The 20,331-nt window shown below is 36.3% G+C and carries 16 protein-coding genes; 2 read left to right on the top strand and 14 right to left on the bottom strand.

Annotated elements, in window-relative coordinates; all coding sequences use genetic code 11:
- Positions 1-41 precede the first annotated feature (41 nt).
- The gene (locus IGK91_RS00610) at positions 42-611 is read right to left on the bottom strand and encodes a GNAT family N-acetyltransferase (RefSeq protein WP_010720398.1); all 570 of its coding nucleotides are present in this window, start codon (positions 609-611) and stop codon (positions 42-44) included.
- Positions 612-848: 237 nt separating this feature from the next.
- Between IGK91_RS00610 and IGK91_RS00605 the strand changes: the two genes are divergently transcribed.
- Complete coding sequence (locus IGK91_RS00605) at positions 849-1,145, top strand: hypothetical protein (protein ID WP_010736821.1); 297 nt, start codon at positions 849-851, stop codon at positions 1,143-1,145.
- Positions 1,146-1,470: 325 nt separating this feature from the next.
- On the opposite strand, the gene IGK91_RS00600 is transcribed toward IGK91_RS00605, so the two are convergent.
- The 5 genes from IGK91_RS00600 to IGK91_RS00580 form a co-directional block, all read right to left on the bottom strand.
- The gene (locus IGK91_RS00600; RefSeq protein ID WP_430605311.1) at positions 1,471-2,676 is read right to left on the bottom strand and encodes a hypothetical protein; all 1,206 of its coding nucleotides are present in this window, start codon (positions 2,674-2,676) and stop codon (positions 1,471-1,473) included.
- 277 nt (positions 2,677-2,953) lie between these two features.
- Positions 2,954-3,907, bottom strand: coding sequence for a siderophore ABC transporter substrate-binding protein (locus tag IGK91_RS00595; protein ID WP_081123104.1), 954 nt, complete (start codon positions 3,905-3,907; stop codon positions 2,954-2,956).
- A 21-nt stretch (positions 3,908-3,928) separates the two neighbouring features.
- Positions 3,929-4,684 carry an ABC transporter ATP-binding protein gene (locus IGK91_RS00590; protein WP_010736818.1) on the bottom strand — a complete coding sequence of 252 codons (756 nt, stop codon included), beginning with the start codon at positions 4,682-4,684 and terminating at the stop codon, positions 3,929-3,931.
- Positions 4,681-5,637, bottom strand: a complete 957-nt coding sequence (locus IGK91_RS00585) for an iron chelate uptake ABC transporter family permease subunit (protein WP_010736817.1) — start codon at positions 5,635-5,637, stop codon at positions 4,681-4,683. The genes IGK91_RS00590 and IGK91_RS00585 overlap by 4 nt, the downstream gene beginning before the upstream one ends.
- Positions 5,630-6,580 carry an ABC transporter permease gene (locus tag IGK91_RS00580; RefSeq protein WP_010736816.1) on the bottom strand — a complete coding sequence of 317 codons (951 nt, stop codon included), beginning with the start codon at positions 6,578-6,580 and terminating at the stop codon, positions 5,630-5,632. Before IGK91_RS00580 ends, IGK91_RS00585 begins: the two co-directional genes overlap by 8 nt.
- Positions 6,581-6,725: 145 nt before the next feature.
- Between IGK91_RS00580 and IGK91_RS00575 the strand changes: the two genes are divergently transcribed.
- Complete coding sequence (locus tag IGK91_RS00575; protein WP_010720405.1) at positions 6,726-7,172, top strand: YueI family protein; 447 nt, start codon at positions 6,726-6,728, stop codon at positions 7,170-7,172.
- Positions 7,173-7,391: 219 nt separating this feature from the next.
- Here IGK91_RS00575 and IGK91_RS00570 read toward each other — a convergent pair whose 3' ends face one another.
- From IGK91_RS00570 to smc, 8 genes are all read right to left on the bottom strand, one after another.
- Positions 7,392-9,839 (bottom strand): BspA family leucine-rich repeat surface protein, encoded by a 2,448-nt coding sequence (locus IGK91_RS00570; RefSeq protein ID WP_081123103.1) that lies wholly within the window; start codon positions 9,837-9,839, stop codon positions 7,392-7,394.
- A 20-nt stretch (positions 9,840-9,859) separates the two neighbouring features.
- Positions 9,860-10,066: a hypothetical protein gene (locus IGK91_RS00565; protein ID WP_010736814.1), complete on the bottom strand. Its 207-nt coding sequence runs from the start codon at positions 10,064-10,066 to the stop codon at positions 9,860-9,862.
- A gap of 233 nt (positions 10,067-10,299) precedes the next feature.
- Positions 10,300-11,232, bottom strand: coding sequence for a DUF3324 domain-containing protein (locus IGK91_RS00560; RefSeq protein ID WP_258924946.1), 933 nt, complete (start codon positions 11,230-11,232; stop codon positions 10,300-10,302).
- 109 nt (positions 11,233-11,341) lie between these two features.
- Entirely contained in the window at positions 11,342-12,055 is a 714-nt protein-coding gene (locus IGK91_RS00555; protein ID WP_010736812.1) for a hypothetical protein, read from the bottom strand.
- 310 nt (positions 12,056-12,365) lie between these two features.
- Positions 12,366-14,645: a bifunctional glutamate--cysteine ligase GshA/glutathione synthetase GshB gene (gshAB, locus tag IGK91_RS00550; RefSeq protein ID WP_010736811.1), complete on the bottom strand. Its 2,280-nt coding sequence runs from the start codon at positions 14,643-14,645 to the stop codon at positions 12,366-12,368.
- Between the two features lie 261 nt (positions 14,646-14,906).
- A complete protein-coding gene (ftsY, locus tag IGK91_RS00545) occupies positions 14,907-15,908 on the bottom strand; it encodes a signal recognition particle-docking protein FtsY (protein ID WP_010720411.1) in 1,002 nt (333 codons plus the stop codon).
- Positions 15,909-15,918: 10 nt separating this feature from the next.
- A complete protein-coding gene (locus IGK91_RS00540; RefSeq protein ID WP_034866719.1) occupies positions 15,919-16,728 on the bottom strand; it encodes a Cof-type HAD-IIB family hydrolase in 810 nt (269 codons plus the stop codon).
- An 8-nt stretch (positions 16,729-16,736) separates the two neighbouring features.
- Positions 16,737-20,315: a chromosome segregation protein SMC gene (gene smc, locus IGK91_RS00535; protein WP_081129467.1), complete on the bottom strand. Its 3,579-nt coding sequence runs from the start codon at positions 20,313-20,315 to the stop codon at positions 16,737-16,739.
- Between the last annotated feature and the right edge of the window lie 16 nt (positions 20,316-20,331).

The raw sequence follows: 20,331 nt of genomic DNA, 5'->3' as shown, positions 1-20,331 counted from the left end.
TACAACTCAGATGCAACTAACTTGTTTATGCTACACCTTTATCAACTTCTACCTGCTTGCCATTCTTGTCGTGTCAATCCTCGCAAGACAACTGAAACGATTTTTCCTTTGAAACGCCTTGCATCAGGGATGATTCCTTCTTTTTTCATCCCAAGTTTTTCCATTACACGCCCCGACTTAGGGTTTTCTGCATCGTGATAAGCAAAGATTCGGACCAAGTTTAACTCTTCAAATCCTAATTTTATCAATGCTTGACTCGCTTCTGGAACAAATCCTCTTCCCCAATAGTTCTTATTCAGTGCATATCCGATCTCTGCGTTATCTTCATTTTCTTGTACTCTTAAATCAATTGTCCCGATGAATTGTTGATTTTCTTTTAATTCAATACCGTACTTCCCTAAAGGTGCTGACATAAAATAATTAGCGATGCTGTTTTTCGTATCTTCAACGGATTGATGTGTTGGAAATACAAACCGTGTCGTTTCTTCATCATGAGCATAGTCATACATGTCTTTTGCATCATTTAATGTAACGGGGCGTAAAATCAAGCGCTCTGTTTCAATACGTTGATGTTGCGCAAAAACCAAATTTCGATTGATCAATTGTTCCATCGCGATCCTCACCTTTTGCTTTTTCGTTTTCTTAACTGTAGCGAAATTTGTTATAACTTTCAACTACTTCCGTTGAAAGAATTCTTAAACCTGCCTAAAATAAAGGACTGGAAAGTTCAAAATAAAAAATCCTTAATCATTGCTTGAAAAAGAATAATTTTTTGTTCACGTTTTATTAACATCTTTTCGTTATCGTTGAAATAACCAATAAATACAATGGATATCGGAGGAGTTCCTATGAGAGAATATACGAAAAAAATCTATTTTATTGAAGAAACCCAAAATATTGAAGGATCTTATATTGAAGTAAAAACCTTATTTGTCAACGAGGATAAAGAACAAGCCCTCACGACATTTAAACAATTATCAAAAAAACTAATGCCTTCTTTTGGCTTGGTACTAGGTGAGTATAAAATCAAAGCCGGAAAAAGTTATTTTTCCCAATTGTTAAAACGGTGGGCACATTTACCAGCTGAATTTTATCGTACAATGAAGATTCTGAATTACCAAACATTAGCTGAAACGAAAATGTGAAAAAGTTAAGTTTTATTTATGATTCGTTTAGTATCCTTATCAACACCATAGGAGGCGAACGAGATGATAAAAAAATTTTTCACACGATTATTTACCCAGCATCAACCTAGAATTAATCCTTATGAAGTCGAAAATGAATTTATGTTGAAGACAGACTTCCCTAAATGCTACTAATAGCTTGCTTTATAACCAAAAGAGAGACTGACAGATTATTTTCTGACAGTCTCATTTTTTCTCCTATTTAAATCTTCTAAATATATATATCTATATACAAATCCATAACCATTAATCTTCCTTAAAAAAAATGTACTTTTATTAAACAAGCTTATGTTCTAGAAAAGTATTTCTCTTGCTTTACAACATATGATTGTAACGAAGGCTCAGTTCTTTGTTGGCTAGGTAAGGTAAGAATATCTCCCATTTTTTTTAATTGAGGTATAGAAGGTGGCATTTGTTCATTGTTGATTCCTACAATACGAGAATCTTTTTTAAATTCTTCAACAATTTTATTCCGTTTATAAAGCCTCCAATTTCTTTTATAAATATTGTTATATCTTCTTTTTAAAACTATGTATTTTATTTTTTTATATATATTATTTTTTCTTTGACTTCGTATTTTTTCTAATTTCATCATCTTCTGTTGTAATTTTACATTTTTTGGATGATTTTTTCGCTTCAGATAATAATTGTTAAAAATATAGTCAAAAGACTTATTTTGTTCATGTTTATTAGTTTTTAAAGCCTTAAGAAATCGTTTTCTCATCTCTAAAGTTGAATGAGGGCAAGAGTTCCATTTAGGTCTCAATGTTGGTTTAGAATGAGAATATGACAGAATACTTTTTTGACAGTTAAAAAGAGCTACTTTAAGTGTAGATTCTACCTCGTTAACAATGCAGTTTCCAACATTTTGAGGTGACATATCAACGTTAAGCCTAGAAACACACTTTTTTGTTGATATGCGAACTAATTTCTTTAATTCTTCGAAAGGTTGTATCGTTGGTAGAGCAAACTTATTACTTAAATAAAGTACATGATTAAGCTGATCTATTCTTTCAGCATAGATGGTTACAAGTCCAACAGGAAATTGATGATTAAATAGTTTCGCTTTATCAACCATTACTACGTCATAACAATTTCCATGTTTATATATTATTAATCCAGAACAATGTCCTTTACCAGAATAAAGAGGATAGGCAAGTGGTACAATCAAAAATGACGTAGGATCATTTGTTTTAAGACTTTCCAGTATTTGTAACGATGCAGTAGTACTTGGTGCATTACAAAAATCTAGTGTTTTTGTTAATGACGAAAGAATGTGTTCTTTCCTATTTTCATCAATAAAGAACCCATCAGTATCCTGTTCAATCATTTTTTTGTAGGTAGAAAGTAGCATCACTTCGTCCTCTGTGCCAGTATCACCGTCTCTCTTGTGCTCTTTGACAGCATCTTCCATTCTATAGTATAAGTTGGTATTACGTTTTAACCCTAAGGTCAGGGCTAAAAGCTCATAACGACGTTGATAATAATCCATATAATTCAATTCCTTTCATATGTAGAGATTAAGATGAATAATTTAAAAAACTTTATTCGATTCATTAGTGGGAGTTGCTAACAAATATAGCATAGTTGAAGATATAATATTCATTAATTTTTTCCTCAAGAAAGAAATAGTCGTTCTAAGCTTACATAAATATGAGCACATCCCGTTATGACTATAAAAAAGATTACTCCACCATCTATAGAATCTAATATTTTTTTATATATAAAGAAAATGAGACCGATAACAATCGTCCCATCTCGTTTTTACTTTATTTCAAGGCTTGAGCAACATCTTCAATCATTAATTTCATGGATTCTAAGCCTCCACCACTTAGATACCAAACGTCTGGCTGTAGCGAAATCACTTTATGATGTTTACCTGCATCCGTTTGTACAATCAACTCATTCGCAGCGACATTATCCTTACTGTCATCGCCACCGATCGCTTTCGTACGATCTACCACAAAAAGAATACCAGGATTTTTGTCTAATACATATTCATAAGAGACGCTTTGTCCATGAGTAGAAGCTTCAATATGTTCATCTGCTTGTTTAAAACCAAAGACATCATGAACAAGTCCGAAGCGTGATCCTGAACCATAGGCGGATAATTGTCCTTCATTGACTAACGTCACTAACGCAGTTTGATCAAGATTACTTGTTTTTTCTTTTATCTCATTGATTTTTTTAGTTAAATCGGTAAGTCCTGCCTCGGCTTGATCTTCTCGATCAAAAATCTTTCCTAAGGTTTGAACATTTTGTTGTATCGATTCCCATGGCTTGCTTGAATCAACAGCTAAATATAAAGTAGGCGCAATTTTATTTAATTCCTCTTGATAATCGCTTTGTCTCCCTGAGATAATGATCAAATCAGGTTGCATTTGGTTGATTTTTTCTAAATCAGGTTCTTTAAGTCCGCCTGCGGAATCCACTTCTTTATATTTTGCCAAATAGTCTGGTAAATTCTTCGTGGCCGCACCAACGACTTTATCCCTCACTCCTAATGCATCCAAAGTATCTAAAGAACCATTATCAAAGACGACGACTTTTTGAGGTTTTTGTTTAACTTCAATTTTCTCACCGTTACTGTCTTTTACGGTCAAAGAAGATTGAACTTCTCCGCCGCTGGTTTTCGTATTTGACGTAGTACTCCCCGCATTGCTACCACATGCTGCTAACGCTACTGTTGCTACTAATAAAAAACTGACAACTAATTTTTTCATTCCGATTCTCCTTCTGCTATTTTAAAAATAAAGACAGAATCTGCGCCCTTCAATCTCGCAAACTCGAATGTCCATTTCATATAATTCATCTAAGATGTTCTTTTGAATAATTTCATTGGTGGCTCCTTGAAGAAACAGTTCCCCATTTTTCATGGCAATGATCTCATCCGCATAGCTTGCTGCAAAATTGATATCATGAAGCACAATAATGATCGTTTTCCCTAAATCTCGAACTAAGTGTTGTAAAATTTGCATGATCTGAACAGCAAAATTCATATCCAAATTATTTAGCGGTTCATCTAGTAAGATATAATCAGTATCTTGGGCTAACACCATCGCTATATAGGCTCGTTGTAGTTGCCCACCCGAAAGCGTATGGATCATCTGGTTTTTTAAGGAGGTTAAACCTAAGTGTTGCAAAGCTTCCGCCACGATTTGTTGATCCTTTGTAGTTAGCTTGCCTTTTGTATAAGGAAAGCGCCCAAATTCTACCAATTCTTCCACTGTGATTTGCATACTGATGCCATTTGATTGGCGTAAAATGGCTAATTTTTGAGCTAATTCTTTTGATCGCCAGGCTTTCACTTCATTATGATCAAGATAGATTTCCCCAGTATCTTTCGCAATCAAACGACTAATCATGGATAAAACCGTTGATTTACCAGCACCATTGGGACCAATAAAAGCCGTTAATCTTTGGTCATGGATAGAGACATCGACATCTTTGACTACCCGTTTGTCATGGTAACTTTTATTGACCTTTTTTAAATCGATCATCCAATTGTCTTCCTTTCTCGAATCAGTTTGATCATAAAGTACAGTCCTCCTGAAAACTCTACGATGACACTGACAGTGGTATTCCATTTAAAAATTTGTTCAACCAGCAGTTGTCCCCCTACCAAAAACAGTAACGCTACCAAAAAACTACCTAAAAACAACTCTCGATGCCGATAAGTCGCAAATAATCGGTAACTAACATTCGCTACAATAAAACCTAAAAAAGTTAATGGTCCTACTAATGCCGTTGCTGTTCCTGTTAAAAGACTGACACAACACAGGATTAAAAATTGAAATCGCTCTGTATCGATTCCTAAATTGATTGCCTGCTCTTGCCCTAGATGAAAAACGTCTAAATAACGACTTTTATAAAACAAAAAGAGCCATGTACCACTAATCAATATAGTTGCTGGTACTAGATAATGACTAGGGATGTTCCCAAAACTAGCAAATAATTTTCCTTGTAATAAATCATATTCGTTTGGGTCCATCACCACTTGTAGAAATGTACTCACACTACTGAACAAAGTCCCTAAGATGACACCAGTCATCAAAAGCAAAAACAAGTTCATTTGTCCTTTCTTTAGTAAAAAGAAAAAGAGTAATTGACTCAAGCCAACCATTAACGCAATATTTGTCAAAAAAAAGCCAGTCCCTGTTTGCTGAAGCATGGTCACACCCCCAACGATAAAGAAAAGGACCGTTTGAACTAAGACATAGAGAGAATCTAGTCCTAATACTGAGGGTGTCAAAAACTGATTTTGGGTAATTGTCTGAAAACTGATCGTGGCACTACTGGTGGCTAACGCAACCAGTAAAAAAGCAACGATTTTTTTACTCCGTAAGGCCCAAGCAAATTGCCAATTTCCATAAGTGTTGATCGTTAAATAGCTCATAATCACTAAGAGGACAAGAAGCAACAGTCCAATGAATACGCCCCTTTTTTTAAGCATATTTTTTCCTCCTAACCAACAAATAGAGAAAAATAATAGCCCCGAAGATTCCCACGATCACACTTACTGGGATTTCGTAAGGATAGATCACCAAGCGAGCAACGATATCACAAAAAAGTAAGAAAACACTTCCCAACAATGCAGTAATACCAATTGTTTTATGTACTTGATCTCCATATAAACGGGCTGTGATATTTGGAATGATTACCCCTAAAAATGGAATACTTCCCACCATGATCAAAACAATCGCACTAGCCAAAGAAACGAGACCGATCCCTAGTAACTGCATTTTTTTATAGTCAATCCCTAAATTGACCGCAAATGACTCCCCCAATCCAACAATCGTAAATCGATAAGCAAAGAAAGAAATAACGATTAATAATGGAACGGTTACATAAAGCAATTCATAATTTCCACGTATAATCGTGGCAAAATTCCCCTGTAACCAAGAAGACATATTTTGGATCAATTGAAATTGATAAGCAAAAAAAGTGGCAATGGAGCCGATGATATTACCTAACATGACACCGATCAATGGTAACATCAGTTGATTCTTTTGAGGTAACGTTTGTGCCAAAAAAAGAAATAAAAGTGTCCCACCAAAAGCAAACAAAAAAGCGGTAAATGAACGTAAAAGCAACGGTGCATTTGGTAAAAAAAGCATCACCACTAAAATACCCAATCTTGCACTATCCATCGTTCCAGCTGTGGTAGGCGAAACAAATTTATTTTGCGTCAAATGTTGCATGATCAAGCCACAAATACTGCTAGTTGCTCCTGCAAGGATCAGGCAAACCGTTCGTGGCAGACGAGTGGCAAGAAACAATTGCGTGCTTTGTCCTTTGAATTGAAGCAAATCAATTACTTGAATCGTTGAGACACCAATAAATAATGAGCTGATAGTCAGTAAACCTAACAACCCTATGAGCCAACCGTAGCGCATCAAACCCCTCCTGTAATTGATAATGATTCTCATTCTTATTCTAAGTGAACAGATGAACAAAAGCAACCGCTTTTTTTCCTTTCAAACTTCAATTGTTTGTATGTTATACTTTTATTAGCTATACAATGAAAAGGAGGATATTTTGATGTCAAAAGATGATGTACAGAGCCACTTAGATAAGGGGATGTATGGTACACCATTAGTTAATCCAGAGGAACAACATAAATATATGGGGACATTCCGTGAACGTTGCTACTTAAGTATGACTGTAGCTGAGATGAAAGATCCCATAAACAAAGAAAACTTTCTCAAAGAAATCGAAAAACAACCCGATGTTACGGTTCTTCTGAATGGCTCGCTACCTTTAACGATCCAGAATCAATATATCCAACTTGCTACCAAACAAAATGTACGCTTTACGATCGTTAATGATTATGTATCTGATGATCCCAATAGCTTTGGTTTATTAGTCGCTGCTAAAGAAGCGGTCAACGAGCCAGTCATTGATGTAGAAAAGAAATATCCCAAACAAGAGTCTCTTTCTCCAAAAGAACAGCCGAAGAAAAAAAGTTTTTGGGAACGACTATTTTAAGCTTATGCTGACTGTCATATTTCCCATAAAAGGCATGATACTCAAAACAATCTCTAAAAAAGAGAAGATACTAAAATTGACAAGCAATTTAAGTATCTTCTCTTTTTTTGGCGTTGAACACTATTTTCAATCTACAACATACCTCATTCAGTAAAAAATCTTTCACCTATGTTATCCCATAGCTAATTTCTTTTGATCTTCATAACTATTCAATCAATTTTAAGGGGCATTAACTAAATTCCATTCAACGTGCCCCGTATAATTTCCGGGTTGTGCTACCTTTGCATCAGTGATTTTGAGCGAGACATTTCCTAAATCATAATTATAGACAGAGGTATGAATTGCTTGAGTAGCTTTCATTATAACGGTTGGGCTATCCGTTTTTATTTCTGGTGAAATAGTACCTTGGACTTCACTACCACAATCAACCAAGTCCGTACTAGGATTAAATGGCGCATTTCCATCATTGATATTTTTCTTCACGATACCTTGGTTAGTTAGGACGATCGAGCTTGTTGGAATCTCCTGAGCGCTATCCCAAACAAGTTGCGCTTGTAGTGACCAACTATTATTAGTTTGACTCTCATCACATACACCGACATCAAAAGAAGTTTGTTTAATAAATGGAATATATTGCTCTCCTGATTCTTTTAATGGTGTTTCAAGAAAGCTAAATTTCTTAGGGATATAAGAAAGTCCAAATGAACTTGTTGTTCCCGGTCTCATATTGTCTGAAGGAGATGGCATTTCTGGTAATGGTGACCAGATGGCTTGATAAGTCGTATTGAGTAAGTCTGTCACCTGATTTCCACTGCCCCCTTCTTTTATGTTCCAGCCGATAAAAATGCTATTTGGTTTCTCAGCGACTAGAGTAGCTTTGAATTGATCAAGTGTTGCCATTTGTAGTTTAGGATCGGTAGGAGAAACCGCAACAGATTGGAAATAGTGTTTTGTTATACTATTATCTTCAAACGTCCCCCCGTTGGCATCAAAAGTTGGACCAGCGATTATCCGATTATTTGAAAGATAATTATAATTCAATAGTTTATTATCTTTGGCAATAACTAATAGTGGAGTCTTGTTGTCTGTAGTAAAGATATTAGTAGTATCAGTGACATTCGTCAGATCAAATTGTCTTAAATCTAATAAGTTTAACTCATTCATGCCAAGAAACATGCTGTTCATAATCTTTACTTTTTCGGTTTGAAAAGAGCTCAAATCTAATTTTTTTACACTAGATAAATAAGAAAACATATGATCCATATTTACTACTTGACGAACATCCCAATTTGCTAGTTCTAATTCTTGTAATTTTCGATCTGCATTGAACATATAATTCATATCTATAATATGGGAAGTATCCCAACCACTCAGATTTGCTTTAGTTAAAAGGGGATCATTAGCAAACATCGCTCCTGTGTTTGTCACTGTACTAACATCCAATCCCGTCAAATATACTTCCTTTAAATTCGACCAAAATTGAAAAGCATGTCTTAAATCTGTCGTTTGAATTGGTACTTTATTCCCCGAAGCAATTTTAAAACTGGTAATCGATTTATAATTAGGGAAAACTGCAGTGTTGATATTGTTCAAAATAGTCGGCTTTCCATTGATTACTGTAGGTACAATTATTTCTTGGCTCTTTCCAATGTATTTCGTTAAAAGATAACGATCCTTTTGTGGCGTCAACTGATATTGCCATTCCGATACAGTACCGGTTGCTGCTGTAACAGAGGAAGTTATTTGATCTACAGGCGATGTCGCTACATAACTTCCCTCAATAGAATGTTCATTCATTAGGTCTTTTAAAATGACACTGTTTGCTAGTTGTTCTTGCAATTGATTCTGTAATGAAACAGGCCAATGACTTAAATCTAAATTTTTTAATGCGTGACAATTAGTGACGAATCCTTTGACACTTTTAATCATGGTTGTCTTCCAATTGTTGATTCCCTCAATTTTTGTTAACTGTGGACAATCATTAAACATATCACTCAAATCTTCTGGCATTTCATTTTCTAAGATTGTCACTTGTGTTAAATTCGGACAATTCATAAACATGCCTCCTAAATTAGTCGCATCAAGTTTGTTGATCTTTACAGATTGTAATTGTGCACAGTTTTTAAACATTTCACTTGTATTAGTCACTTGACTAAAATCAGTCTGCCCAAAATCAACATTTCTAAGTGTTTGATTTCTAAAAAATACTTGTGACAAGTTGACACTATTTCCCTGATCACTAGCAATACAAGGGGCGAAAGGAAGATCAGCAGATACCGTCAAAGAATGCACTTCATTTTTGTTGATATCTCTCAAAAATTGTGGAGATAAGATTAGTTTTTTTATATTTGGTTGAATAGCATCTAAAAATGAAGAATTAATCACGATGGCTGGGACTTGGGTATTGTCTGACAATCCTGACAGCGTTAGTTCTGAATCATTCAATAGATAGTTGATGTGTTGATAGACTCCCTGATGAATTCCTCCTGTTGGCGAATTTTCTTTCTTAGTGAGTAGTTTTGGCGATTCTATTACTTGCTTCAAGTCGTTGTTTTCAACGGCAGTCGCTGTTTGCTCTGTTTGGCTATCTGCAAAGCCTGATTGTCCATAATAAACCATATTTCCTAACAAAATCATCATAATCGAAACATATTTTATTTTTCTCAAATCAGTCAGCTCCTCTTCACTTATAATTGTTTCGCCACAACGAAAAAGTAACCAATACCTAATAAGATGAAACAAATTGAAGTAATAAGAATTAGTGTATTAAGATAAAGAATCGTTTTATTTTCTTCTCCTATAATCACTCTTTTATAATTCATTAAAAATAGGTAAATGGCTAAGCTCATGAAGAGAATACCCGTTGAAATAATAAAAATCGGTATCGTATACATAATTGTTCACTCCTTCCAATCAAATAAATATAAGACTTATACTTATTTGATTCCTCCTTTGAAAGTATGTTATTTCTGTTCATAAAGTAAATCATTCATACTCCTATTTTTTCTAAAAATGGATATAAACGAAAAAAGAGAATGAGTACTCATTATTTTTTCTTATATCTTATAGCCAGATAGATGATGCCAGCTACATTGACTAAAAAGAGAATGATCCAACTAATTTGGAGTCATTGAGGAACAACAACGTGATAAAGCGACTGTTCATTGATATCATTAGCCGTTGTTGGATTGATCGTAAATTCTTTGCTAAATAACCATTCCTTGCCACCTGCCTTAACTGAACCAGTAAAAACATATGTCCCTGCTTTTAGTTCATCCTTTTTCCAATCAAATTGAAAAGGATAGACTGAATAAGGTGCAATATTTACATTTGTTTTTTGTTGCTCTTTGATGACTTTATCTGTATTTTTTTCAAGAATTTTACCTGCAACAGTTGCTTGATCAAATATATAAGGGTTAGGATTTAAAATATCTGCTTGAATGATTTTTCTTCCATTTGATAAAATCGGAGCGACTTTTTCTAAAGTAACAGAAATAGGTTGATTCATTTTGGTTTTTGCATTGTTGGTTAAAACTACTCCTAATGTGTAGTTATACGTATTTTCGATTGATACTTCTTTTTTCTGATCTTTTGGTGTTTTTTCAGCTTTCTCAGAAACCACGATTCCTCCGACGACCACACCGGGAAATTTTTCTTTGGGTAATGTAACCGTAAGAGAGGTATTTACTTCACTCTTTGCTGGTACTTTGACTTCTGACTGTGTCGATTTGACGATCGAAGTCAATGGTAATTTCAAATCTTTGTTGTCTTTTATCGTACCTGTATAATCTAACAAACCATTCACATTGGTATTTGCGTTTGTAACTTTAATCGTTAATCGTTTCTCCTGATTTGAACTATTGATCAATTTAACACCCAATTGATCTTGTGTACCTGGTTGCTCACATAGATAAAAATAGCCTAAATTAATATCAATTTGATGCACATTGGGAATACGTTCGATCGTATAGCCTCCCATTATTTCTTCTGCTTGAACATCCAACGTACCAATAAACATAAACATAAGAAATAAGATGATTGATTGCACTTTTTTTAACAATACCGTTCTTCCTTCCTTTTTTTGATTATCAGCAGCTCTTTGATCAAAAGCTTGGTCTGCCAATAATCAAAAAAAGGAAAAGAGTAAGTCCTTTCCCTTCTTAAGGTAATTATGGAGCAACCGATAGATTCCATTCGACATGTCCTGTATGTGTCCCTGCTGGCGTAGTTTTTGTATCTGCTATTTTAAGAGACACTTGTCCTAATCCATAATCATAGGTGTCATTATGCACAAATCCCTGTGTTCCTGACATCAATAAAACTTGAGCATCTGATGTAATCTCAACATTAGGCACAGCAGTAACTGAACCAGCTGGAGCGTCCACTAACTGACCATTTCCAGTATTGACCTTCGCATTAGTTCCAGTATGGGCAGTTTGAATCGACATTCCTTTTTCTCCATTATCCCAAACAACTTGTGCTTTTAAAGACCATCCCATAGTTTCCCGAGTTTTGTCTTTGACCCCGACATCAAATGTGCCAGAATTTTGCGGCATGGTCACAGGGATCGTTTGAGAGCCAGTTTCCAATAATTTTGTTGACGGGATTGTAAAAGTACCTGGTTCATAAGCAATCCCAAAGGCAACCGTAGGATTATTTGATTTATTCCCTGGATCAGATGAGCTGGCAGGATCTTTCGTATTACTTGGTGGCGTTGGATTAGTCCCACCATTTGTTGGTAATTCTAATGGCGCACTGATCGGTGTTTCAGCTGTTGCTGGACTCGGAGTCGTAGTTGTGCTTGCTGCGTATACCCTTGGATTATTAATTGATAAAAAAGAAGCCAACAAGCCAGTGCTGATTAAAAAAGTACTTTTTTTCATTTATTTCACTCACTTTCTTTTTCAAACATCGGGTATTTTTATACTGTCCTGATTGAACAAAAAAAGCGTATCATTAAACTAGATTCAGTTTTTGTTCGTTTTTTTTGATTTCATACTTGTTTTCAAAAAAATCTAAGAGACTGAGCAGTAAAAGTAGTAAACAGGGCGATCATTTGCACATGACTTTTAAAAATAAATCGTGTACTTAGCAACCCGATGCATAAAAAAAACCATAAAATCCGAAAATAACATCCTTATTTTCTGGATTCTATGGGTTATTTTTTAGCTAGTGAGTTTTGCCATAATGTGATTAATTTTGAGTCAGGATATTAAGTTCAGGATACAATAAATTCAACACGTCTAAAGTCAATCTTCTCCCTTTACCTGCAAATGGGTACACGTGCATATGCATCGCTGGATTAAAGTTAGCTTCGATAATCCCATAAGCAGTAGCGCTGTTTTCCGGTGCTACCTCTTTGTCCGGAATAATCAAATCGATTCCACTAATTTTTGCGCCTAAAGCTTCAACTGCAGAAACAGCTATCTGCTTATAACTTTCAGAAAATTCGTCTGTGACATCAATCGAATCGCCACCTGTACTAATATTAGAATTTTCTCGTAGATAAACAACCTGATCTTTCTGGGGAACAGAAGAAACGGTAAGCCCTTGTTCTTTTAACATCAGTTGCTCTAATTCTCCTAAATGAATTAGCTCTAAAGGTGCTCGATGGTTTGTGCCTCTTAAAGGATCAAGATTCTTTTCAGCGACCAATTCAGCAACTGTACGTTGTCCATCTCCAACGACATTAGCAGGTTTACGAAGCATGATTGCTTTGACTTTGCCATCAATCACAAAGAAGCGATATTCCGTGCCTGGCATAAATTCTTCTACTAAAATCGAACGATCTTCGCTAAAGGCAATCGCAAGTCCTGCTTGATAGTCAGCTAAATCAGCACCTTCTTTAAAAATCGTGATGCCTAGTCCATAGTTCGTTGATTTAGGTTTAATGACAAATGCTTTGTTTGCGAATCTTGGATAGGCTTTGACTGCTTCCTCCATTGTCGTAAACTCGGCTCCGTTTGGCACACGATAGCCGGCTTCTCTCAAGACTTTTTTAGTGACCGTTTTATTTTCCATGATCAAGGGAACGATATAGCTATCTTTACTTGTCATATTTGCATTTTTCACGTACTCAATATGATCGTGATGCTGTAACCGCAAAAATTGATCCGATTCGTCAATCACTTTCACTTCAATACCTTTTTGGATCGCATCAAATAACAAGATTTGCGTAGACAACTCCATCTCTCTAAATCCTGCGAGTTGATACGGACGTTCATGCGCTTTTTGATAGTAAGAAAGACCCAAAGAGGTAGCAAACTGATGTTGACTACTTTCTTTTGCTGCTTGATAGATTGTTCCTGCTAGTGTTTCACTTGGACGTTCCAGTTCTTCTAACATTTTTTCAATCAATGGTAGTGCCTCTAGTTGCTCAAGTTCGAGCGCCATTTTCTTCATATCAGTTAAAAGATAACGGCCTTCCTCGATAAACTCGGTTTGATTTAGAGGATGTTCAAGAGAGACGATTTCATTTTTTCTAGTTCCTTCTTCTACCCATTGATCAGCTGCTTCTTTTTCTTCCGTCCATAACATATAAGTTAAAAATAACTGTAAGAAACGAACTTGTTCTTGATCAATTCCTAAACGTGCATTGGGATTTAAATCGATATTTCTTAATTCGATATAACGCACACCCGTTTTAGCTAAATCTGCTACCCGTTTACCACCACGAAAACGAAGTGGCGTATAAAATTCTTTTTCTTCTGATAGTTTTCCTTCTTCAACCATCTTTTCAATGTCGAACAAATATTGCTCCATTGAAGCATACGAAACTTTGACATTTGGATGATTCGTATAACCATACGAACTATTCCGAATACTTCGAACTGGCTCATTAGGAGCTGGTTTATCAATGAAATAGTTTGCTTCACTTAATGGTGATGCCCCATAAAAATAGGTAATCAACCACCGATAGCGCAGAAAATTGCGCGCAGTTTTCAAATATAGCTCTGTTTTAAAAGCAGCAAACTCCGAAAACTCTGTTTGTTGCACAAACAACGATCGAAGCAAATCATCTCCAAATTCAAAATTAAAATGGATACCACTAACCATTTGCTTTCTTTTCCCATATTCTTTAGCTAAATAGCGGCGATATAACACATCTTCAAAATTTGCTAATTTTGCAATCATGATGTCTTCATCTTTTGCTGGCAATGCTGGTGGCATACTTAAAGGCCAGATCATTTCATTTTCAGGAATTGAGCGAGCAGCAACATCATAAATGGCTGACATATATTGGAAAAGCTCATGGATCGAATCGGTGACTGGTGTAATTAATTCAATTTGTGTTTCACTAAAGTCTGTCTGTATATATGGATGAAACGTACGATCGCCAAAAACACTTGGATGATCAGTACGTGTTAGATCTCCTGTAAGGTTCACTCGCTGTCCTTCTCGTTCCACACCAAAACGTGCTTGATCGATAAATGGACGTGAACTAGGATGTTTTAGTAATTGTTTAAAATTCATGTTGATTATCCTCCAGTTCGTATGCCTCTAATTATAGTAAAAAATAGCCAGAAAAAGAATGAAATTGTTTCAAAATATAAAAAAAGTCTGTCCAATTTTATGTACGCTTACTTCGTCGGTTGGGTTGGTTCACTCCCATACCTTACTAATACCATCATTATATGTAGAATTACCGTTACCTTTCTATAAGAAAAAGCATCTAGCTAAAAAGATTCAATTTTTTAGCTAGGTGCTCTTCTTGCTGATAAAAAGAATAACTGCTTACTCTTCTTTCAACAATCCTTTAAATAAACCAATAACAAAATCATTAGGTTCAAATGGTTCAAGATCATCGATTCCTTCGCCAAGCCCTACCAATTTCACTGGTAAGTGAAGTTCATTACGGATGGCTAACACGATCCCACCTTTGGCTGTACCATCTAGTTTGGTTAAAACAAGCCCAGTGACATCAGTTGTTTCTTTAAATTGTTTTGCTTGTACCATTGCATTTTGACCAGTAGTCGCATCTAGTACAAGTAATGTTTCATGAGGTGCATCTGGTAATTCTCGTTGAATGACACGTTTGATTTTTTCCAACTCATTCATCAAGTTGACTTTGTTTTGTAAACGTCCAGCTGTATCTACTAACAACACATCTGCCTGTTCACTTTTCGCACGTTCCATCGCATCATACACAACGGCTGCTGGGTCGCCACCAGCATTTCCCCGAACCACTTCGACACCAGCACGTTCGCCCCAAACCACTAATTGGTCAATCGCACCTGCTCGGAAAGTATCGGCTGCTGCCAGCAGCACTTTTTTTCCTTCATTTTTGTATTGGTGGGCTAGTTTTCCGATACTGGTTGTTTTTCCAACACCGTTTACCCCGACAAACAAAATAACTGTTAATCCTTCTTCTTGTAGATTTAATTCATTAACTTCGTTGATTCCTTCTTGTTCATATAAATCCACTAATTTTTCAATGATTGCATTTTGGATCTCAGCTGGTTTCTTTGCGTTTCTCAGTTTTACTTCTTGACGCAACGCTTCAGAAATCTGAATAGCCGTATCAAACCCAACATCCGCACCAATCAGTGTTTCTTCTAATTCTTCAAAAAAGTCTTCGTCTACTGTCCGAAAATTAGCAAACAATTCATTCATTCGTTCGCCAAATGTTTTTCTGGTTTTTTCTAACCCTTTATCATATTTCTCTTGTACTTCGACTTCTTCTGGTTCTTGTTGTTCACCAGTAAAAGCACGCTTGATTTTATCAAAAAAGCCCATATGATCCCCCCTAATCTAAAACAAATTTTTCGATAACTTTGGCTACACCATGTTCTAAGTTACTTGACGTAACATAATTCGCTGCTTCTTTAACAAATGGGACGGCATTTGCCATGGCAACACCCATTCCAGCGTATTCAATCATCGGCAAGTCATTTTCTTCATCCCCAATTGCCATGATCTCAGCTGGTTCTAAACCTAAATCTTTTGCTAGTAAAGAAATACCATAAGCTTTTGTCACACCTTTTGGCATAAATTCTAAAAGCATACTGCGGGTCTTGATGATTTCATAACGTTCATGAAATTCGGCTGGTATTTCTTTGATCTTAGGATCTAATTCCGCTTGCGGATAGGCAATAACTGCTTTATTCAACACAAACTCGTCTGTCAGATCTGCTAAATTTGCCGGTTGAAACTGCAATAATTTATTTAATGTGTTGTATAAAGATTTTTTCCCTGGTGCAGTCGGTAATTGTAAAACCACATGATCTGATAATATATCTAAGGGCAATGCCAATTTTTGCGCAAGATCATATAAACGATGGATATCAGCAACTTCCATCACTTTTTTCTCAATGATTTCTCCTGTATCATTTTTTTGAACAAGACCACCATTGAAGGTGATGCTATAATCCCCTTCGTCCACTAATCCTAACTCTTGCAAATAATGAGCCATTGCTGCTAAGGGACGACCAGTACATAAAACGATCTTAACACCTTTTTCTTTTGCTTTCGCTAAAGCTTGCTTATTCTCATCTGAAATTTGTTTTTCTTCATTCAATAATGTACCGTCTAAGTCGATCGCAATTAATTTAATCATTTATTTCCTTACACCTTCGTTTCCATTTTTTCTTCTTCATTGATATCTTCCATACGGACAGACACAATTTTTGAAACACCTGATTCTTGCATGGTTACTCCATATAAAACATCGGCAGCTACCATGGTACCTTTTCGGTGTGTGACCACGATGAATTGAGTGTCATCTTGGAAATCACTTAAATAACGTCCAAATCTTTTCACATTTGCTTCATCTAACGCAGCTTCTACTTCGTCTAAAATACAAAATGGAACAGGACAAACTCGGATGATTGAAAACAGCAAGGCGATAGCAGTTAATGCTCTTTCCCCTCCAGAAAGCAAGCTCAGACTTTGTAATTTCTTGCCTGGTGGTTGCACTTCGATTTCGATCCCTGTTTTTAATAGATCCGATGGGTCAGTCAATACCAATTCTGCGCGACCACCACCAAACATATTAGGAAAGACTACTTTAAACTCTTGCCTGATTGCTTCAAAGACTTCTTTAAAGCGAGCCCGTACTTCAGCATCCATTTCTTCCATTGTTTCAAACAATTGGTTCTTTGCAGATAACAAATCATCACGTTGTGTGGCTAAAAACGTATGTCGTTCATTCACTTGCTCAAATTGCTCAATCGAACGGATATTCACTGGTCCAAGGTCTGCGATCTGCTCTTTTAAGACTGCTACTTTCGTGCGACTACTTACAATATCGGAAGTTGGCTGGTAATCAGTGACAGCTTTTTCAAAGCTGATTTGGTATTCCGTTTGCAAATAGCTCAGCTGATGATCCAACAACATTTCTGCACGGTCTTTTTGCACTTCCAGTTTCGATTGTTCTGTTAGCTGTTGCTTTTGTTGTTGGTTTTTTTCAGCAAGTACTGTTTCAAGCTGATCGATTTCTTTTTGCGTACGTTCTCGTTGTTCCTTCACTGCCACTAGTTCTGCTTGTAGTTCTTCACGCTGTTGCGCAAGTTCCGTGATTTGGCTCGCTAAACTTTCTTCAGTGATTTCATGATCAGAAAAATCTGCAGTCAATGTTGCTAATTGTTGCTCTAAACTTGTCTGACGTTCAAGTGCTTCATTTTTTTGAACACGTGCTCCACGTAATTGGATCTGTAAATGATTGAATTGCTCTTTCAAGACAGCTAAATCTGCTTGTTCCTGTGCTTTTCGTGCTTGGACTTGTGATCGTTTTTCTTCCATTTGATCACTTTCTTGGTTCAGTGATTTGATCTCTTCATCGATTTGTTGTCGTTGTTGTTCGATTTCCTTTTGTCTTGCCGTTAACTCTGCTTGTTGTTTTTGATATGTTTCGATGAATTGTTGCAATTCTCTCGTTTCAAAGTTTGAGAGTTGCTTTTCTTTTTCAAAGCGTGCTAAGTCATTCGTGATATTTTGCAGTTGATTCGTTATTTCCTGCTCTTCAAACCGCAATTGTTCATTTTGCGTACGCAACTTTTCTTGTTTTTGGCTCAAGTCAGCGACTTTGGTTTGTAGTTCTTGAACAATTTTTTCTTGATTTTGCAACTGCTGATCTGCTTGTTCATATTCAGCTGTCAGCTGTTTCAATTCTTGATTTTGAGAGAAGAGACTGCCTTGATTTCCCCGTTTATTTGCTCCACCCGTCATGGAACCACCAGCATTCATCACGTCTCCTTCCAGAGACACTACTCGGTATTGGTATCGTATGGTCTGAGCAATAGCATTGGCACTAGTTAGATCCTTCGCTAATAAGATCGTTCCCAATAAATTGTGGACCACGGTTTGAATTTCTGCAGGGAATGTCACCTGTTCACTTGCGATACCTAAAAACCCATCTACCGCTGCTGCTTGCGAAAGAACGTGCGCAGGTAACTGTCTAGGTTTAATCGTTGTTAACGGTAAAAAGGTCGCTCTACCCCCTCTTTGCTTTTTCAAATAAGTGATTGCTTGACGTGCATCGTGTTCGTTTTCAACAATGACGTGTTGCGCTGCTCCACCTAGAGCTGTTTCGATTGCAAGGGTAAAAGAGCTAGGTACATCAATCAACTCAGCGACTGCACCTACGATACCAGATAATTGTTGTTTATGTTGTAAAACTAACCGAACGCCCTGGTAAAAACCAAAATAGTTTTCTTGGATTTCTTGTAAACTTTTTTGGCGTGCCTGTAATTGTTGGACTTGGTTCATCAATTGGTACATTTTAGGTTGTTCATTGGTTAATTTAGTTTGTACTGTTTTCCCTTTTGTTTGAACTTCTTCCAACTCATGTTGGTTCTTAACTAAAGCTTGTTGAAGATTTGCTTGTTTTTCAGATAGTTCCTGTTTTTGAGAGGATAACGCCAAGACAGAGGCTTCTACTTCTGATTGCTTCGCTAATGTTTGTTTACTTTTGGACGTTTCTTGTAAATATTGACGTTCAAGATATTTCAATTCATTTCCGACATTCGCTTGTTCTTGCATCAAATCAACATATTGATCTCGTAATTCAGATAATAATTCCTTCGTTGATTTTTGATATTTTTCCAATTCTTGTTGTGTCTTCATCAACTGTTGTTGTGCTTCTTGGATTTCTGTTTCTTTTTCAGTTGTTTCTTTTGTCAATTTTTCCTGAAGTTCCTCAAAATGCGCTACTTTCTTTTGCGCCTCGGCCAAAGAAGCCTGATATTCTTGCGTACTCTTTTGTGTATGCTTTGTCCGCTCTATTAAGACATCTTTTTGCCCTTCTGCTTGTTTTAATCTTTCAGACAATGCCAACAGACTTTGTTGACCTTTTTCAATTTGACGGTCTTTTTTGGCGTTTTGCTTTCTTTTTTCTGATAGTACGGCTTCTTGCGATTGGATATGTGTCGCTAATTTTGTCAGCTCTTGATTGAATTGTGTCAGCTGAGTTTGTTTTTCTTCCCACTCTTTTTTCGCTACGTTGATCTCCGTAATCATCAACGCTATATCCGTTTGGGTTAATTCTTCTTTTAACTGCAAAAATTTCTTAGCGATTTCACTTTGCTCAGCTAGAGGTGTTAATTGCTCTTGCAACTCGTAAATAATGTCTTGTACTCGACTAAGATTATCTTCTGTTTCAAATAACTTTTGTTCCGCTTTTTTCTTGCGTTGTTTATATTTTAATACACCTGCTGCTTCTTCAAATATTCCCCGACGGTCTTCTGGCTTACTACTAAAAATTGCTTCTACTTTCCCTTGTGAAATGATCGAAAACGATTCTTTTCCTAAACCTGAATCTAAGAACAGTTCTTGGATGTCTTTCAATCGACAAGGTTGTTTATTGATAAAAAAATCACTTTCGCCTGTTCGTCGATAGCGACGAGTCACGCTGATTTCTTGATAATCCAATGGTAAATAATGATCGGAATTATCCAAAAGTACTGTAACTTCTGCCACATTCAAAGGCTTACGAGAGTCTGAACCAGCGAAAATAATATCGGGCATTTTCCCCCCTCGAAGGCTCTTAGCAGATTGCTCGCCTAAAACCCAGCGGATTGCTTCAGTGATATTACTTTTGCCACTCCCATTTGGTCCAACGACGGCTGTCACACTATTTTCAAAATCAATCACTGTTTTATCTGCAAAGGATTTAAATCCAGCTATTTCAATTCGTTTTAAATACACGAAGCGTTCCCTCACT

The organism is Enterococcus sp. DIV1208 (assembly GCF_050530455.1).
Taxonomy (GTDB): Bacteria; Bacillota; Bacilli; order Lactobacillales; family Enterococcaceae; genus Enterococcus_B; species Enterococcus_B hirae.
The sequence above is the reverse complement of the archived record's forward strand: the minus strand, read 5'-3'. Positions and strand labels throughout refer to the sequence as shown.

Bases quoted from the DNA above. Each gene is read 5' to 3' on its own strand.
- IGK91_RS00610 (WP_010720398.1), bottom strand. From the start codon at position 611: ATGGAACAATTGATCAATCGAAATTTGGTTTTTGCGCAACATCAACGT.
- IGK91_RS00540 (WP_034866719.1), bottom strand. From the start codon at position 16,728: ATGATTAAATTAATTGCGATCGACTTAGACGGTACATTATTGAATGAA.
- IGK91_RS00590 (WP_010736818.1), bottom strand. From the start codon at position 4,684: ATGATCGATTTAAAAAAGGTCAATAAAAGTTACCATGACAAACGGGTA.
- IGK91_RS00600 (WP_430605311.1), bottom strand. From the start codon at position 2,676: ATGGATTATTATCAACGTCGTTATGAGCTTTTAGCCCTGACCTTAGGG.
- ftsY (WP_010720411.1), bottom strand. From the start codon at position 15,908: ATGGGCTTTTTTGATAAAATCAAGCGTGCTTTTACTGGTGAACAACAA.
- IGK91_RS00555 (WP_010736812.1), bottom strand. From the start codon at position 12,055: ATGAAAAAAAGTACTTTTTTAATCAGCACTGGCTTGTTGGCTTCTTTT.
- IGK91_RS00605 (WP_010736821.1), top strand. From the start codon at position 849: ATGAGAGAATATACGAAAAAAATCTATTTTATTGAAGAAACCCAAAAT.
- IGK91_RS00565 (WP_010736814.1), bottom strand. From the start codon at position 10,066: ATGTATACGATACCGATTTTTATTATTTCAACGGGTATTCTCTTCATG.
- IGK91_RS00575 (WP_010720405.1), top strand. From the start codon at position 6,726: ATGTCAAAAGATGATGTACAGAGCCACTTAGATAAGGGGATGTATGGT.
- gshAB (WP_010736811.1), bottom strand. From the start codon at position 14,645: ATGAATTTTAAACAATTACTAAAACATCCTAGTTCACGTCCATTTATC.
- IGK91_RS00595 (WP_081123104.1), bottom strand. From the start codon at position 3,907: ATGAAAAAATTAGTTGTCAGTTTTTTATTAGTAGCAACAGTAGCGTTA.
- IGK91_RS00585 (WP_010736817.1), bottom strand. From the start codon at position 5,637: ATGCTTAAAAAAAGGGGCGTATTCATTGGACTGTTGCTTCTTGTCCTC.
- IGK91_RS00580 (WP_010736816.1), bottom strand. From the start codon at position 6,580: ATGCGCTACGGTTGGCTCATAGGGTTGTTAGGTTTACTGACTATCAGC.